We start from the raw sequence: 17120 nt of genomic DNA, 5'->3' as shown, positions 1-17120 counted from the left end.
GAAAGTGATATTTATTTTTCTAGCTGTTTCTGGTTATTTCTGCAACATTAAAAATGTTCATCAGTAAGCAGAATACTCAGTTAATTCGAATATATACAGTACTTATTGCTGAACCTGTATACTTTGTTTTTTAAATGCAGCATAAGCTTGATGATAAAGATGAACGCTATCGCCGCTAGGTTTAAAGCTTTTAACAAAATTTACTGTTTTAATTAAGGTGAGCTTATATTTTGATAATTCGGGTGCCTGGATGTTGAGCATATCTGCTATATCTTTACCAAGTAAATTCCGCATCAAACCAAGAATATCATTTTTGCTAACTTTCCTTTTATTTAAAGTGAGAATGTGTTCTATGAGTGAACTGGTGAGTTCCTGCCCGTGTTCTGAAATACAGAACTGACGATTTCTAATAGCGATATCAAGCTGTGTAGCCATTTTTCCATTTTCAGGTAGCAAATCTTTGTCCACTCCGGTAAAATACCCTACAACTTTCCAAAGGTGCAGAAAGGCAATTTGCTCTCGGTTGCTTATGGTAATACCCAGTTTGCGCAGCCCTCGAACAACAATTAATGAAAAGGAAAGGTTGGTTCCCGCCATATCTTCCTGATTAATCGGAATGCCCCATTTTTCGTTCCATTTGCCGCTTTGTAGCGTGTAATAGCGAACTGCGGCATGGATTATTCTAACTTTCAAAGCCTCTTTAAAACCATTTCCACCCTTTGAGAATGCCTGTGGACCCATAACTTCCCAAACAAAAACTGCTGTATCGTATAGGCGTTTGGTCGTATTTTTTCTAATTTTTTCTGATAGATACAATACCATAGCTCCATCGGCAGCAGCATAACAATAAGGAAGTGACAATAAGCCGAGAAGACTCATAATCTGTTCAGAATGCTGGGCGAAAAATGTATTACCCTCTCGGATGAGTTCTGGTTTTGCCCATAAAGGTAGCTCATTACTTTGCTTGATGAAATCAAAATTGGGAAACATTTCATCTAATTGGGACATTGATGAATTATCTGCCAACCATTGCTGCAGTTGCTGTTTCCTATCATTATCTGCGAATACAAATGTGATAAATTCATCAACAACCCGATCGCCCGATTGCCGTTTAATATCTAAAAATGTTCCATTATAAATTTCCTCTGTCCCCATCATTTCGCCATACTTTTAATAATTGCTTCCGCTACAATTCTACCGCTTTTCATTGCTGCATTAATCGATCCGTTCAGTAGATAATCGCCACATCTATAACATTGTTTATTTAATGCGATGTCTTCAGCAGCCATTTCATTACTTACTTTATCATCGTTTGGAAGAGCGTATTTTATATGATAAGTTTTAAGGTGTTTCCAGTTCAACGCATCAGCATACCAGTATTTCAACTCATCTAAAATCTCTTGCTGTAGTAGTTTTTCATCTTTGGCAGAATGATCGCCAATGAGCGATAGCGATATCAATGCCTGACCATTCTTCGAATAATCTTTTGAAATTGTATTCATAACCGCAATATTATTCACCAACTTTCCAGGTAAAGTGTTTAGTGCAATTAATGGCTTGTTATAGGGTTTGTTTTTAGCTGTAAAATAAACATTGGTTACCGAACAGAAATTTTTTGCATCTTTTTGATGGGGGAAAGGCAAATTCAATTCGTCTGCAGCTATAATTACAAATTCAGAAGTATAAGACTGGCCTGTTGTTGTAGTTACTGTTCCCGATTCGAGGGTCAAAACCTTGCTATTCAATAGCAATTCATTCGCTGCAAGGCATGAGGCAAGCTGTAGTGGTATCATCCCCATACCTTTAGCTGGGATTGCAGCATTTCCCTCTCCGAACATTTTAAATACAAATTCGAACATTCTGCTGGAAGTTTGCAGTTTATCTTCAAGGAAAATACCTGTGAAGAATGGACGGAAAAACTTATTAATTATTAAATTGCTAAAGCCTTGTTTTTCTAAGTACATCAGGGTTGACATTTCCTGCTCAGCGAAAATATCTGATATGGATTTAGCATTAAGCTTTAACTTCAGTTTCAATATCCGCAATTTATCAGCTAATGTTCCGGCCTTAGAAAACAATGTACTGATAAGCGATGTAGGTTGTCGGAGTGGATCGCCGATTTTACTAATCTCTTTTTCATCCAATATTAAGGCACCCGAATCGAAACTTCGAAGATCAAGTGCTTTATAGTCTAATAAATTTTTTGTTTCAGGATAAGCCGTTAACAGAACTTGAAAACCTCTATCTAAAAGAAAACCATCAATCTCATCGGTTCTTACTCTTCCGCCAACTCCATCAGATGCCTCGATTACCAGAACCGATTTTCCTGCATTTTTCAAAACCTTTGCTGCAGTTAGTCCGGCTAAACCAGCACCAATTATAATTACTTCTGCATCTTTGTCCATTTCGGTTATTTACTAAATGATAATTAATGTTTATTTCAAGATATTGTTTGCCAATTTCTGGTCTCATCGGTTAAAGTAATTGTATTAACAATTGCCTTTCATTTAACCTGCTTGTAAAGCAAATATACTTTTTATCTAAAGCTTCATTGTCCGGAATTAATCAAAAAATGCTAATCAGATTCTTTTAAATCTCATAGAATAAGGTCTCTGTAAAAAACAAGATGATTTATTTACCAAAGAGAAAACATTCGCAGATATCTAGGCTGTTATGCTATAATTGGCACTATTAGCTTTGTGGTTTTGGCATTACACTGATTAATTTATTTAATGTCTTAACGTTAACTTAACGTATATGGGTTTTCTTTGCTGAAAAAGTCTTCAGCATGATGAAATTTTTTAAGTTAATCTTTTTCCTTTCCTTAATATCTGCCAAGATTAATGCGCAAGGCGGAGACCAGCAAACTTTAACCAGACAGCCACAAAAAACGCCAATTGAATCTCTAGTCGAGTTAAAAAAAATCTATGCCAAGGCGATAGAGAATGATAATGCGATTTTAGAAGGTAATTGTCTGCAGCAAATGGGCAACGTGTGCTATCATCAGGGGCATTTTAGGCAGGCGCTTGATTTCTTTTTAAAGGCCGATAAGATTTTTAGTACAAATGATAAACAACTATCACTCGCAGCAAACCTTTGCGATATCGGTGTGCTTTATTACTACATCAAACAGCCGAATAAGGCAATGAAGAATTATTCGATTGCATTGAATATCTATAAAAAACAAAATGAGTTAAAAGGGCAGGCGACAGTATATGGTCATATAGGGCAACTTTACGAAAAACGCCAAAAATACGATAGTGCATTTTATTACCAAAACCTTGCTTTAAAAGTAAATGCAAAAACAAACGACATCAACGGCAGAGCGAAAATTTACGAAAACTTAGGAAGTATTTACGAGGATCTGGAGAAATATGACCTCGCTGCCCAACATTTTAAAAACTCACTCTTGTTGTATCAAAAATCTAATAATGAGCTTGGTAGCATCGAGGTAATTAACAATTTAGGCGATATTTTACGTAAAACAGGTAAGTACAAAGAAAGTATATTAGAAACGCAAACTGCAATGAAGCTTGCCAATAAACTCGGTAATATTTATCAATTGGCTTCTTGTTGCAGAGATTTGGGTAAAGCTTATGAACTTCTTAATCAAATGGATAGCGCTTATCATTATGTAAAATTAGGTTATAAATACACAATAGATTTATACTCTGAGGATGGCGCAAAACAAGTCGCCTTTTTACAGGTGCTTTATGATATCAACAAAAAATCAAATGAGATTACTCGTTTACAAAACGACCGGAAAGTAAATCGAATTATTGCATTCTCAGCAACGATAGTTGTTTTATTAACTGTTGTTTTAGGATTTGTAATTTTTAGTCGCCAGCGTTTGAAGCTAAAAGACCAACGTATGCTGGCCAAACATAAAGAAATTGAACATGATTTAACCAGCTTAGAACTCAAGAACCTTCAGTTAGAAGAGCAAAACCTAAAGCAACAACTCGAAGTTAAAACCCGTGAGCTGTCTACCCATACTTTAAATTTGATTAAGAACAATCAGTTTCTCGAAAACCTTCGAAGTACGCTACAAGCGATGGTGAAAGATGATAAGCGTGATCAGAAAAAACAGATGAATATGATTTTAGCTGAAATTAATCAAAGTTTTAATCATGAACGAAACTGGAAAGAATTTACGCTTGCCTTTGAGCAGGTTCACCACCAGTTTTTAGAACAACTGAAAAAATTTAGCAGCGAGCTAACATCTGCTGATATGCGTTTGATAGCATTGCTAAAAATGAATCTGGATTCTACAGACATCGCAACCTTGCTGGGAATATCAACCGACAGCCTAAGGGTATCCCGCTATCGGCTAAGAAAGAAACTAAATTTGGCACAGGGAGATAATTTATCAGCTTTTATTCAATCACTTTAAGCGTTACATTCAGCCCGCTAAAACTATACTTTTTTATGGTTTCCTGGGCTTAACAATTTGTTAATGTAACGGTAATAAAAGCATAACGGCGTTTTTATAGTGTCACAAAGATTTGATAACCAACATATTGTGTATTCATGTTGCTTTTGTGTATATGCCCTTGGTAACGATGTTGCCTTTATGTAACCCTTAAAATTTCACGCTGTGATTTTGTGTTTACACCTTTGCATTGTCGATAATAAAAAGGCAATACCAAACAAATGAATAAACTTTTACAAATTCTGTTTTTTCTTATTTTTTGTGCAGGCACAGCTAATGCCACAAAAATAAAAGGTCACGTTTACGATAAGCAAACCGGAGAAGCCATTGTAGGCGCTACGGTGATATTAGAAAACCCGAAACGGGTAACCAATACCGGATTAGATGGTACTTTTGAATTCAAAGGAGTTTCAACAGGCTCTGCAAAAATTAGTGTAAGTTATATCACTTATAAAACCATCACCAAAACCTTCACAGTAGAAAAGGAAGATAATGAACACTTGAAATTTTATATGGAAAGTGACTCTAAAAGTCTTGATGATGTAACCATCAAATCAAATGTTGTAAGTTCTACTGATCAGGGAGCTCGCCGCTTAGAAAAAAATGCTACTCAAATCATGAATATCGTATCTGGTAGAGCAATTGAGATCTCTCCGGATTTGACCGTTGCAAATGTGATGCAGCGTATATCTGGAGTTTCTATTGAACGAAACAGCAATGGCGACGGGCAGTATGCCATACTTAGAGGCATGGATAAACGCTATAACTATACGCTGGTAAATGGTGTTAAAATACCAAGCCCTGATAATAAATATCGTTATGTTCCTTTAGATCTTTTCCCTTCGGATTTACTTGATAGACTTGAAGTTTATAAAACACTTACTCCAAATTTGGAAGGTGATGCAATTGGCGGCGGAATTAATATGGTAATGAAGAATGCACCCGGGAAATTTCAGGTGAATGCTAACATTTCTTCTGGTTATAGTCGGCTTTTTATTGATAGAAAGTTTGCGAGTTTCAATTCGTCTGATATTCAATATAAATCGCCTTACGAATTAAATGGAAAAAGCTATAATGCAAACCAAAACAATTTTACAAAAGGAACATTGGATTATAAATATAAAAATCCGGCACCAAATTTAATTGGTAGTTTATCACTAAGCCAAAGGTTTTTAGATAATAAACTAGGTGTTGTTCTGGCCGGAAGTTATCAAAATACTTATCGTGGTAGCAACAGTACCTTTTATAACACCGCTGTTAATGGTACAGATGCCTATTCTGTCATCACTAGCAAAAGCTACAGGGAGTTTTCAGAACAACAGCAGCGTACGGGTTTACACGGAAAGATAGATTATGTTTTTAATAAAAATCATCAGTTAAGTCTATACAACGTATATGTAAACTTAAAAAATGAACAACTTAGAGATGCGGTAACAACAACATATAATGGCGTTTATAACCCAACCGCAGGAAATGCAGAACTGGTTTACAACACCCGAAGCCGATTAACCGAGCAGCAAATTTACAACAGTACTTTACATGGCGACCATAAATTTTTTGATGAAAAATTTAAAGTACAATGGTCGGCTGTGTATTCATCTGCTAAAAACGACGTGCCAGAGAACACCAGTATCAGCTTGAATGGCATTCAGCAGAATTTTCAAAGCAGGCGCCTTAGTCTGGTAAACACCAATCCGGTTACCCACAGGTGGGAACGCAATACGGATGAGGATTTGGCAGGATACCTTGACCTTACTTACCGCTTTACTTTTGGTGAAAATAAACTCGATGTTATGGCTGGTGGATTATACCGCGATAAGCAGCGAAGCAGTTTCTTTAACAACTACAACCTTGGGCCATCAGCCGCTGATGCGAATAAAATTTATGGTGTAGATTATAAAAATTATACTGATTTGAATTTGATAGTGAGCAACCCAACCGGCGCCGTTGCTAACTCATTAACTTATGATGCATCAGAAAAAATTACCGCTGGTTACGGTATGTTCAAATACATTTCAGCCAAGTTAGAGTTAACTGGTGGCGCAAGGATAGAGCATACTATCCAAGGTTATAATTTGCTTTTCCCTGCCGGAGAAACATTTCCAAACGGGCAACAAGTATATACTGATGTGTTGCCAAGCTTAACAGCGAAATATTTTTTAAGCGAGAAGTCGCAATTACATGCCTCTTACTATAAAGCACTTAATCGTCCTGGTTTCTACGAGATTGTTCCAGGTAAAGTAGTTAACGAAGAATTTCAGGAACGCGGTAATCCTAATTTAAAGCGTGCCCTTGCTGATAACTTTGACTTACGATACGAGCTTTTTCCTGGCGCATCTGAGCAGCTTTTGGTCGGTGCATTTTACAAGAGAATCAAAGATCCTATCGAATATACTTTTCAGGCTGATGCTACACGAGGACAAGACATTTACTACACGCCTGGAAACTTTGGTACAGCGAATAATTATGGTGCAGAAGTAGATTACATTAAATATTTCAGTAAAATAGGGGTTAAGGCAAATTATACCTATACCCATTCTAGAATTACTACACCGAAAACTTCAAGAGTGATTAATCCGGCAACAGGAGATATCCAAGCAGTTTCTGTTGAGCAAGAGCGAACGCTTTATGGTCAGTCAGAACACATTGCAAATGTATCTTTATTGTTTAAGGATACCAAAAAGGGTTGGGATGTTCAAGTTGCTGGTGCTTACACAGGTCCGCGTATAAATACCGTTTCCCAATTCTTAAATAATGATTTATGGCAAGAGGGTTTCATTCAAATGGATGCCTCGGCCGAGAAAAGATTTAAAGGTGGCATCAGTGTTTTTGTCAAAGCAAATAACATTTTAAATACACCAACTAAATTATTCATTAAAGGTACCAATCCTGAAAACAGCAAAATCAACGAGCAATTGGTAAAAGATGGGCAGACATTGGTTAGAAGTGATTATTACGGTCAGAATTATCTGATTGGTTTTAGATATAAGTTTAATTAATTAATAATTTTAAAAGAAAAATATGAAATCGAATCAGATTTTTAAGTTGCTAGTTCTGGCACTTATGGCTCTTGCAGGTTGCGAAAAAGCCAATGTCGATGTAGATACAACGATAGCTGAAGGTTCTGCAATTGGAGAAGTTTCCGGCGTTTGGACAAAAGGAAGCACACAAGTAATTAAGGGCGATATCATTATTCCTGAAGGGAAAACACTTACCATTGAAGAGGGTGTTACCGTGTTGATGGATACCGTGGCAAAACCAGAAATCATTGTTAAAGGAAATTTATATGCCTTGGGTACTGCAGATAATCCAATTAAATTTACTGTAAACGAATTTTATAAAACGGCTCAAAAAAAATTTGGCAAACTATGGGGTGGCATTTTAGCTGGCCCAACGTGCGAAGAATTGGTATTAGACCATGCGATTATCGAATACGCAGGCTCCACTACATCAGATGCCTCAACCTCAGTAAAAATGGGACTTTACAAAGCTGTTGCTGGAGAAAATCTTCCGGCGCTTTGGTTCTCAAATGCAAAAGGTAAATTGGTTGTGCAAAATACGATATTTAGAAATCTACAAGAAGATTGTACTTACATAGAAGGCGGTAAAATTATTTTTGCCAATAACATTTTTTACACTACAGGTGTAAGCGGTGGCGAGGCGATGAATTTTAAATCGGGTTGTTTAGCAGATATTGCTTACAATTTGATCTACAGTACAAATACCAATGCGCTTAAATTATCAAACACAGGTGATAAAACGCCACAAACTTATATAATTGCATACAATAACACGATGGTAAACACAGGATGGAGAAGACCTACAGCAAAAGGTGGTTCGGTTTGGTTGGAGAGCACCGTTCGTGCAGATTTATATAACAACCTGTTCGCAAATACCCGTTTTGGAATAAAAAGAGATCCCAAAAAACCTGAAGATAGTCGCTCTACTTACAGCAATAACTGGTATTATGGCTTCGACCAGCTTACTGTTAACCAGTTTCAGCCAGGTGCTAATGATGTTATTGGTGGAAAGAATGATGTTATAAGTAAAGTTGCAGGAGATAATGATCCTAAATTTGTTAATTATCCTGTAAATACAGCCGTAAGCAACGCTGATTTTAATACTTCTTGGGATTTTCATCTTCAGGGAAATTCTCCTGCTTTAGGCAAGGGCATCACCAATTTTACCCGTCATCATGCTACGGGTATTGTAATGAAAAATGGTATAACGTACACTTCTCCTGCTCCGGCTACTTTTGTTGGTGCTTATGGTACTAAAATTTAAAATGAAGAATAAAAATTTAATAAATATTGCAGGAATTGTAATCTTAAGTATTTGCTTTTCTTGCAATGGTATTGCTCAAAAAAAAGATACCGCAGCGGTTAAACCCTTGTATATTTCTGATAAGGTAGATTTTGATACCGATGATCCAGCTATATGGGTTAACCCCGCCGACCCTGCAAAGTCTTTGGTTATTGGTACTGATAAAGATGCCAAAGGTGGTTTGTATGTTTTTGATCTCAAAGGAAAAATTATTCCCTCAAAAACAATAAAGGGCTTGCAAAGACCAGACAATGTTGATATTGCTTACGGCTTGATGTTAAGCGGAAAAAAAACAGATATTGTTGTAACTACAGAACGATATACGCATAAACTTCGAATTTATGCCTTGCCAAATATGAAAGCAGTAGATAACGGTGGAATTCCGGTATTTGTTGGAGAAACTGAACCAGAATTTAGAGATTTGATGGGAATATCGATGTACACTGCGCCAGACAAGAAAATCTACGCAATCGTTGGAAGAAAAACTGGTCCGAAGGAGGGTGGTTACTTATGGCAATATTTGTTAAGCGATGATGGCAGAGGAAATATCAAGGCTGATTTGGTAAGAAAATTTGGCAAATACAGCGGTAAAAAAGAAATTGAAGCCATAGCTGTAGATAACGAACTTGGCTATATTTATTACTGTGATGAACAGTTTGGGGTGCGGAAATATTATGCAGATCCCGCTAAAGGTAATGAAGAAATTTCTCTATTCGGACAAGGAGACTTTGCTGTAGATAATGAAGGGATAGCAATTTATAAAACTGCAGGAAATAAAGGATATATTTTGGTGTCAGACCAAGGTGCAAGGCAGTTAAAAGTCTACAGCCGAACAGGCAAAGCCGGGGCTTTAAATCAGCACCCATTATTAACCACCATAAAATACTCGGCTAACCAGACAGATGGTATTGATGTAGTATCAGTACCACTAAACTCAGATTTTAAACATGGATTACTTGTTGCCATGAGCGATGATAGAACATTTCATTTTTACCGCTGGGAAGATATTGCAGGTAAAACATTAAAGATTAATCCGTAAGCCAATTATTAGGTTAACAATATTAAGGCGGGCTGAATTTTTTCAACCCGCCTTTTTTATTTCTCTAGAAGCTTTGCATTAAATTTTATATCAAAGGATAGCTAAACATGATACTATTAACCACGAAATAGCAATATAGTATCACAATTTATTTCGTTTTTTGGTAAACTTCAAAATGTCTTCAGTATCTTAAATCATATTTGATGATATGAAAATCCTGATTGTTGAAGATGAACTTATCTTGCAAAGTAGTATTGCGCAGTATCTAACCGATGAAGGCAACATCTGCAGCACCGCTTCTACTTATACCCAAGCGATGGAAAAGGTGGGCGTTTACCAATATGATTGCATTCTGCTCGATTTAACGCTGCCCGATGGCGAAGGTTTACAACTACTGAATTATCTTAAAAGACTGAATAAAGCTGAAGGTGTTATTATCATTTCAGCAAGAAATTCCATCGACCAAAGAATTGAAGGGCTTAATCTTGGCGCTGATGATTATCTCATCAAACCCTTTCATTTATCAGAACTCAATGCCAGAATTTTAGCTGTTGTTCGTAGAAAAAGTGCACAAGGAGAACGACACATTCAATTTAACGAAATCCGTATCGATCTCGATGCAAAAGAGGTAACCGTAAATGGACAGGAAGTTCACATGACCAAAAAGGAATTTGATTTGTTGCTTTATTTCGTATCGAATAAGGGGAGGGTAATTTCGAAATCTGCTGCGGTTGAGCACATCTGGGGAGATGATTCTGATATGGCAGATAGTTTCGATTTTATTTACACCCACATCAAAAATATCAGAAAGAAACTTACAGATGCCGGGAGCGAAGATTATTTCCATTCTGTATATGGAATTGGTTATAAATTCATCAGCACATGAAACTCTTTACAAAATACAATCGCATACTAATTTTAATAAGCTTCTCCGGATTGCTAATTATAGGGTTTCTATTTTACAGGATGCTGGTTTTTTACTTGGATCAGCAAATAGACCATGATTTGGTAGAAGAAATAATGGAAGTAAAAGAGTATTCAGTAAATGGAAATTTCTACAAACCACACGAATTTGAAGATTTAGTTGTTCAATATAAAAAAATTGCAAAGGCTCAAAATACGAGTGCTTATGGTGATACTATTTATTTTAATGCTTTAAAGCACAAAAAGGAAACAGCTAGATTTCTAAAAACACAACTTATTCTGGATGGGCAGCCTTACCAAATCGTTGTAATTTCTTCCAAATCAGAAAAGCAGGAGCAAATCAGAAATATCTGCCTAATCATTCTTATACCAGTAATGATTTTATTTGCAATCGTTCTATTTATCAACCGTATTTTACTTAAACAAATATGGACACCTTTTGAGCAGCTCTTAAAAAATATCACCACATTCAATATCAACAGAGAAAAACCTTACGAACCGGTGGAAATGCCTGTTGAGGAATTTCGACAGCTAAACCGAGTGCTGGTTGAATTATCAGGAAAGGTAAAATCCGATTACGATGAAATTAAGCTGTTTACTGAAAATGCATCTCACGAAATGATGACGCCCTTAGCAGTGATAAATTCGAAATTAGATAATATGCTTCAATCAAATACCTTGGGAAAAGGTGATGGAGATACTTTGATAGAACTTTACAAAGCTACTTCTAGGTTAACTAAGCTTAACCAATCGCTTTTATTATTGGTTAAAATAGATAATAACTTGTTGCAAGATGAAGAGTTGGTTAATCTAAAATCACTAATTCAAGAGAAAGCCGTTTATTTTGATGAACTTATCGCCGAAAGAAAAATTACCGTTGATATGGATTTGTTGGATGTTACCGTTTCTGCAAGTCCGCAGTTGTTAGATATTTTAATTAACAATCTTTTTAGCAATGTAATTCGGCATAATTATGAGTTTGGTAAAGTAGAAATTAAGCTTGATACGGATAGAATAATTTTCGCAAATACTGGTCATAACAAGGCTCTCGACCCAAAAAAAATATTCGACAGGTTTTATAAAGACAATTCATCAGAGGGAACCGGACTTGGTTTAGCCATTTTGAAACAAATTTGTAATCGGCAGGGATATGGTTTAAGCTATAACTATCAGTTAGATTTACACTGTTTTACAATTACATTTAACAAATGAAATCTCTAGAAAGAAATCTTTTAACTCAATAAAGATTTGAAAACTTCAGAATTTCTTCAGAGTTCATAGCTTACTTTGTTCGATAAAATTTACTTCATCTATTTGCTCGGTTGCTCATTGATGAATAATTAATAGCTGAAATTTTTTAGGATAATCTTGTGTTCGACATTTTATTATATCAATATTAATAATTTCCCTTTTTTGATGTAAAAATTGAAAGAGACATAACGCTTATCGAAACACAAAATCGATAATCAATTACTTATTTACTCCAAAATTATGAAACTCCTTTTTATATTCTTATTTACCCTTTTTACCACTTCGGCAGTATGGATTGGAGATTTTTCTGAAGCTAAGAAACAAGCAAAATTCAGCCATAAACGCATCTTAATTAATTTTTCAGGTTCAGATTGGTGCGGCCCATGCATTAGGTTACGTAGTGAAATATTAGAATCGCAAGTTTTTGAAAAGTATGCAAATGTTAATTTGGTTTTAGTAAGAGCTGATTTTCCTCGGCAAAAAAAGAATCAATTGCCTAAAGAGCAAATTAAGCTAAATGAAGCCCTCGCTGATGTCTATAATCCTAATGGAAAGTTTCCTTATACCGTTTTGGTTGATGAAAATGGAAAGGTGATTAAAACCTGGGATGGTTTTCCTGGTGTCTCGCCAACTGCATTTGTTGCCCAAATAGAGAATACACAAAAGTAATTATGGCTAAAGAAGTTTCCGTTAACAGTATTTTAAAGCTAATGGGCAATCGCTTCGAATTTACGGTGATAGCCAAAAGTGAGCAAGAAGGGAATAAAGCAATTAATGCTGCTGTAGATGAAGTAAGAAGGATTGAATCTCTTTTAACAACTTATAATAACGATAGCCAAACTAGTTTAATAAACACAAATGCAGGTATTACACCAGTTAAAGTAGATGCTGAAGTTATTTCTTTAATTGAGCGGGGCAATAAAATATCAGAAATTACAGATGGTGCTTTTGATATTTCTTATGGTTCGATAGATAAGCGTTTGTGGAATTTCGATATAAATATGACAAGCTTACCCGACCCGGAAACGGCACTCGCATCTGTTAAGCTTATAGATTATCGAAACGTGATACTAGATAAAGCAAACTCAACCGTTTTTTTAAGGAATAGAGGTATGCGTATTGGTTTCGGTGGCATTGGTAAAGGATATGCCGCAGATAGATGCAAAGCTGTTTTGCAAAATTTGGGTATTGAAAATGGAATTGTTAATGCTGCCGGAGACCTTACAACTTGGGGAAGCCAGCCCAATGGAAACCTATGGACTGTTGGTATTGCCGACCCTGAACAAACAGAGCGACCATTTTCTGCTCTAAACATTAGTAACATGGCTATTGCAACCAGTGGCAATTACGAAAAGTTTGTTACCATCAACGGGAAAAGATATTCGCATACAATCGACCCCAAAACGGGCTTACCCGTAAGCGGAATAAAAAGCGTTAGCATCATTTGCCCAAGTGCCGAACTTGCTGATGCGCTTGCTACACCAGTAACGGTAATGGGTGTAAAGGTTGGTATTGAACTTATTAACCAAATTAAACATGTTGCATGTATCGTAATTGATGATAACGACAGGATTTATACTTCTAATAATATTAATGTGATTTAAATATGAAGCACACAAGAAAATTTTATTACTCAGCGCTTATTGCCCTGTTGGCAATTACAAGTTTAAGCGCTTGCAGCACGGTGAAGTCTTACCAGAAAAATAAAATTAACGACGCAGACATGATTCTTTCGGCCCGAAAGGTGCAAAAGTTCGAACAAAGTTTTCAGCTGTATCGTGAAGGTGCATCGGGCGCCAATGGTGGCAAAAGTGGTGGTGGTTGCGGCTGTAATTAGTTGTTCTAATCGATGAGAAAAATATATCTACACGTGCTTTTTATGTATTTTGGCATACTAAGCGCCTTTGCACAAACCAAACCAAATCCGCTAAAAGTTGATTCTACAAGCAATTATCAATCGCGTAAACTAAAAATTGATGAAGTTAACTTGGTTTCAGCTTATTATAGCCAGAATGGAAATAACTCTGCCGTTACTGGTGGAATTGGAACAGAAAAACTGAGCGATTTTGCAAATACGATTGACCTTCAGGTATCAAAATTTAATAAAAATGGGAAAAAAAATACCTTTCTTTTTGAACTTGGAGTTGATCATTATTCATCTGCCTCTTCCGATAAAATAGATCTATCTACAATTTCTTCAGCTTCCTCTGCTGATACAAGAATATATCCATCGTTAAACTGGACACATTCTAATGAAACAACAGGTAATTCGTTTGGATTTACTGGCTCATACTCAACAGAATATGATTATCAATCGATGGGTGCAGGTTTTAATCTAACCCGCTTATCAAAAGATAAGAATACGCAGTTCGATTTTAAGTTACAAGCATTTTTAGATCAGTGGACAGTTATCCTTCCCATCGAGCTTCGAACCGGAAATGCAGGTAAAGATGGCGAAGAATATGATACTGCACCTAGAAATTCTTTTAGCTCGTCTTTTTCCTTATCACAAGTTGTTAACCAAAAGTTTCAGGTTGCTCTTATTATAGAGCCGTCTTATCAAAAGGGTTTGTTGGCCACAAAATATCAGAGAAACTACTTTTCTGATGGTTCGCTTCGGGCAGAAACACTACCTGATGAGAGGTACAAATTGCCTATTGGCCTTCGTATGAATTATTTTCTGAGTGATAGATTTGTGTTACGTACTTTTTACCGATACTACGTGGATAACTGGGGAATAAAGGCGCATACTGCAGAACTGGAAATTCCGGTTAAAATTAATGCATTCTTCTCTGTGAGCCCGTTTTATCGAAATAACAATCAGGTTGGTACAAAATATTTCGCTCCATACGGACAACATAATGTAAACGAGCAGTTCTTTACCAGCGATTATGATTTAGCTACACTATCCAGCGATTTTTATGGTGCAGGTGTGCGTTTTACACCGCCTAAAGGTGTTTTTGGTTGGCAAAGATTAAACATGCTCGAACTCCGATACGGACACTATTCTCGTTCCACAAACCTGGTATCTAATGTAGTATCGCTAAATTTGAAGTTTAAGTAGAGATATTTTATATGACAGCAAGCCTAGATAGCTTGTTGTCATACCATTGCTTCCCAAAACACCTAAGCCGCGTTATCACTCTTATTAAAAAACGATTCGAAATTTTGAATAGATTGCAAATCAGACAAATCTTTTTCTTTTAAAGGCTTAATTAAAAAATCTTTTACCAATTGGATGTTGAGCGCTTTCTTTTTTTCACTATTTTCTGTTGATGAAGTTACCATTACAACTTGTATATTGTTTTGTAATGGATGCCCGTTTAATTTCTCTAGAAAACCCCATCCGTTCATGATGGGCATGTTTATATCTAAAAATATAAGATAATGATTATCCGCACTAACCGGATTTTCCAAATAACTTATAGCTGCTGAAGCACTATTAAATGTTTGGGGTTCGCAAACTGCACCACAATCAATCAGTAAAGTTGAGTGAAGAAATAGCGCAATATCATCATCGTCAACAATCAGGATTTTATGTTTCATAGTTAAGCCAGGGGTATAGATTTTCTATTTTGTTCGAGGTAAATAATATACAGAACATAAAATAGCCTATCTTGTTTGCCTGGCTTCATGCAAATATTAAACCTCGTTTTCTTCTTCGCTGGTGTTTATATTTTCTACTATATTTTTAACCGTATAATCGAGTTTTAAAGCACTTTCTAAAATCATTTGGCAAATAGAACGCAGTTCATCATCAACCGTTCGCTTATTTAAAATAGCTGTTAATGCAAGGATGTTTGTTAAGGGTGCTCGTATTAAATGGGCTTGTTGAAATGCAATTTCTGAAAGTAGGGTAGAATTTTTCTCTATTTTATCCATTGCACCTTCTAGATTTTGTTTATCGGCCACAAATTGGGTAATGTTGTAGCCTAAGCAGAATATTCCTTCTGGGTTTCCATCATCATCAAACATGGCTAGGTATTCCCATTGCGTATAAATGTAGCCGCCTTCTCCATCATGTTTGCGAATAATTGCGGGGAAAAGTTGACCAGGATTGGCAAAACATTTTTTAGATACTTCCTCGCATGTATATCGATCATCTGGGTGCATGGTAATATGATACGGTTGACCTGCAAAATTTTCGTGGATGTATTTAAACTCATTGGCATAATGCTGATTTACATAAGCGTATTTTGCATCCATACCGGAGATAATTATGTAAAAATATTTTGAGTCTTGAAGTGATTTTATAATTTCTTTCATTGTAAAGCGGTAATAATAGGGATAGATGATTATAAGAATTTTTCTAATTATAAAAGCAGATTAGAATGGTTCAAAATAGTAAAAAAACGATTGTTTATAGAAATTAATGTAAAAAATGTTAAGACGTTGTATCCTAAGTAAAAGCAAAATTTTAAGTGCAGATTAAATTTGCACTTAAACTGCTATTTACAATAACTACCCTTTGTTAATAAGCCTGATTGTAGCGGCAGCCGCCAATTTTTCATTGGCGCTATAGCGAAAAGCAGGACTAAAATCGGCACTGAAATGCTGAACGTTCACTTCCAAAACAATCACACACGCCTGTTAATATTTAAAATTATATTGAGAAAAGCAGTTTCAGTTTAGCCACATAACGCTGTGCGATATATTAATTGTTCAACAATTAATTTCTTATCTCTATACTACGATAGAAACTATCCTTTGTTTATAAGCCTGATTGAAGCGGCAGCCGCCAATTTTTCATTGGCGCTACAGCGAAAAGCAGGACTAAAATCGGCAATGAAACGCTGAACGTTCACTTCCAAAACAATCACACACGCCTGTTAATATTTAAAATTATATTAAGAAAAGCAGTTTCAGTTTAGCCACATAACCCTGTGCAATGTGTTAATTGTTTAACAATTAATATCTTATTTCTATACTACGATAGAAACTATCCTTTGTCAATAAGCCTGATTGAAGCGGCAGTCGCCAATTTTTCATTGGCGCTACAGCGAAAAGCAGGACTAAAATCGGCACTGAAATGCTGAACGTTCACTTCCAAAACAATCACACACGCCTGTTAATATTTAAAATTATATTAAGAAAAGCAGTTTCAGTTTAGCCACATAACGCTGTGCGATATATTAATTGTTCAACAATTAA

At 36.0% G+C, this 17120-nt stretch carries 14 protein-coding genes; 10 read left to right on the top strand and 4 right to left on the bottom strand.

Annotated elements, in window-relative coordinates; translation table 11 throughout:
• Positions 1-102: 102 nt before the first annotated feature.
• Together ACFOWA_RS00815 and ACFOWA_RS00810 are read right to left on the bottom strand one after the other, a co-directional pair.
• Positions 103-1158, bottom strand: a complete 1056-nt coding sequence (locus tag ACFOWA_RS00815; protein ID WP_378980890.1) for an oxygenase MpaB family protein — start codon at positions 1156-1158, stop codon at positions 103-105.
• Positions 1155-2405 carry an NAD(P)/FAD-dependent oxidoreductase gene (locus ACFOWA_RS00810; protein ID WP_378980888.1) on the bottom strand — a complete coding sequence of 417 codons (1251 nt, stop codon included), beginning with the start codon at positions 2403-2405 and terminating at the stop codon, positions 1155-1157. The genes ACFOWA_RS00815 and ACFOWA_RS00810 overlap by 4 nt, the downstream gene beginning before the upstream one ends.
• A gap of 383 nt (positions 2406-2788) precedes the next feature.
• On the opposite strand from ACFOWA_RS00810, the gene ACFOWA_RS00805 reads away from it, so the two are divergent.
• From ACFOWA_RS00805 to ACFOWA_RS00760, 10 genes are all read left to right on the top strand, one after another.
• Positions 2789-4393 carry a tetratricopeptide repeat protein gene (locus ACFOWA_RS00805; protein WP_378980886.1) on the top strand — a complete coding sequence of 535 codons (1605 nt, stop codon included), beginning with the start codon at positions 2789-2791 and terminating at the stop codon, positions 4391-4393.
• 260 nt (positions 4394-4653) lie between these two features.
• The gene (locus tag ACFOWA_RS00800; protein WP_378980884.1) at positions 4654-7431 is read left to right on the top strand and encodes a TonB-dependent receptor; all 2778 of its coding nucleotides are present in this window, start codon (positions 4654-4656) and stop codon (positions 7429-7431) included.
• A 22-nt stretch (positions 7432-7453) separates the two neighbouring features.
• A complete protein-coding gene (locus ACFOWA_RS00795; RefSeq protein ID WP_378980882.1) occupies positions 7454-8716 on the top strand; it encodes a right-handed parallel beta-helix repeat-containing protein in 1263 nt (420 codons plus the stop codon).
• Position 8717: 1 nt separating this feature from the next.
• Positions 8718-9794 (top strand): phytase, encoded by a 1077-nt coding sequence (locus ACFOWA_RS00790; protein ID WP_378980880.1) that lies wholly within the window; start codon positions 8718-8720, stop codon positions 9792-9794.
• A gap of 208 nt (positions 9795-10002) precedes the next feature.
• Positions 10003-10680: a response regulator transcription factor gene (locus ACFOWA_RS00785; RefSeq protein WP_378980878.1), complete on the top strand. Its 678-nt coding sequence runs from the start codon at positions 10003-10005 to the stop codon at positions 10678-10680.
• Complete coding sequence (locus ACFOWA_RS00780; RefSeq protein ID WP_378980876.1) at positions 10677-11930, top strand: PorY family sensor histidine kinase; 1254 nt, start codon at positions 10677-10679, stop codon at positions 11928-11930. Before ACFOWA_RS00785 ends, ACFOWA_RS00780 begins: the two co-directional genes overlap by 4 nt.
• 279 nt (positions 11931-12209) lie before the next feature.
• Positions 12210-12638, top strand: a complete 429-nt coding sequence (locus ACFOWA_RS00775) for a thioredoxin family protein (RefSeq protein WP_378980874.1) — start codon at positions 12210-12212, stop codon at positions 12636-12638.
• Between the two features lie 2 nt (positions 12639-12640).
• Entirely contained in the window at positions 12641-13573 is a 933-nt protein-coding gene (locus ACFOWA_RS00770) for an FAD:protein FMN transferase (RefSeq protein ID WP_378980872.1), read from the top strand.
• A 2-nt stretch (positions 13574-13575) separates the two neighbouring features.
• Positions 13576-13806, top strand: coding sequence for a DUF4266 domain-containing protein (locus tag ACFOWA_RS00765; RefSeq protein WP_378980871.1), 231 nt, complete (start codon positions 13576-13578; stop codon positions 13804-13806).
• A gap of 12 nt (positions 13807-13818) precedes the next feature.
• Positions 13819-15033, top strand: coding sequence for a DUF3570 domain-containing protein (locus ACFOWA_RS00760; RefSeq protein ID WP_378980869.1), 1215 nt, complete (start codon positions 13819-13821; stop codon positions 15031-15033).
• Positions 15034-15095: 62 nt separating this feature from the next.
• Here ACFOWA_RS00760 and ACFOWA_RS00755 read toward each other — a convergent pair whose 3' ends face one another.
• Positions 15096-15515 (bottom strand): response regulator, encoded by a 420-nt coding sequence (locus tag ACFOWA_RS00755; protein WP_378980867.1) that lies wholly within the window; start codon positions 15513-15515, stop codon positions 15096-15098.
• 96 nt (positions 15516-15611) lie between these two features.
• Complete coding sequence (locus ACFOWA_RS00750; RefSeq protein WP_378980865.1) at positions 15612-16235, bottom strand: PAS domain-containing protein; 624 nt, start codon at positions 16233-16235, stop codon at positions 15612-15614.
• Between the last annotated feature and the right edge of the window lie 885 nt (positions 16236-17120).

Origin of the sequence: Pedobacter lithocola, assembly GCF_042650845.1 — a bacterium.
Classification (GTDB): domain Bacteria; phylum Bacteroidota; class Bacteroidia; order Sphingobacteriales; family Sphingobacteriaceae; genus Pedobacter; species Pedobacter lithocola.
This window is presented reverse-complemented; position numbering and strand designations above follow the sequence as displayed.

Coding starts and splice junctions, on each gene's coding strand:
- ACFOWA_RS00815 (WP_378980890.1), bottom strand. CDS start 1,158: ATGATGGGGACAGAGGAAATTTATAATGGAACATTTTTAGATATTAAA.
- ACFOWA_RS00810 (WP_378980888.1), bottom strand. CDS start 2,405: ATGGACAAAGATGCAGAAGTAATTATAATTGGTGCTGGTTTAGCCGGA.
- ACFOWA_RS00805 (WP_378980886.1), top strand. CDS start 2,789: ATGATGAAATTTTTTAAGTTAATCTTTTTCCTTTCCTTAATATCTGCC.
- ACFOWA_RS00800 (WP_378980884.1), top strand. CDS start 4,654: ATGAATAAACTTTTACAAATTCTGTTTTTTCTTATTTTTTGTGCAGGC.
- ACFOWA_RS00795 (WP_378980882.1), top strand. CDS start 7,454: ATGAAATCGAATCAGATTTTTAAGTTGCTAGTTCTGGCACTTATGGCT.
- ACFOWA_RS00790 (WP_378980880.1), top strand. CDS start 8,718: ATGAAGAATAAAAATTTAATAAATATTGCAGGAATTGTAATCTTAAGT.
- ACFOWA_RS00785 (WP_378980878.1), top strand. CDS start 10,003: ATGAAAATCCTGATTGTTGAAGATGAACTTATCTTGCAAAGTAGTATT.
- ACFOWA_RS00780 (WP_378980876.1), top strand. CDS start 10,677: ATGAAACTCTTTACAAAATACAATCGCATACTAATTTTAATAAGCTTC.
- ACFOWA_RS00775 (WP_378980874.1), top strand. CDS start 12,210: ATGAAACTCCTTTTTATATTCTTATTTACCCTTTTTACCACTTCGGCA.
- ACFOWA_RS00770 (WP_378980872.1), top strand. CDS start 12,641: ATGGCTAAAGAAGTTTCCGTTAACAGTATTTTAAAGCTAATGGGCAAT.
- ACFOWA_RS00765 (WP_378980871.1), top strand. CDS start 13,576: ATGAAGCACACAAGAAAATTTTATTACTCAGCGCTTATTGCCCTGTTG.
- ACFOWA_RS00760 (WP_378980869.1), top strand. CDS start 13,819: ATGAGAAAAATATATCTACACGTGCTTTTTATGTATTTTGGCATACTA.
- ACFOWA_RS00755 (WP_378980867.1), bottom strand. CDS start 15,515: ATGAAACATAAAATCCTGATTGTTGACGATGATGATATTGCGCTATTT.
- ACFOWA_RS00750 (WP_378980865.1), bottom strand. CDS start 16,235: ATGAAAGAAATTATAAAATCACTTCAAGACTCAAAATATTTTTACATA.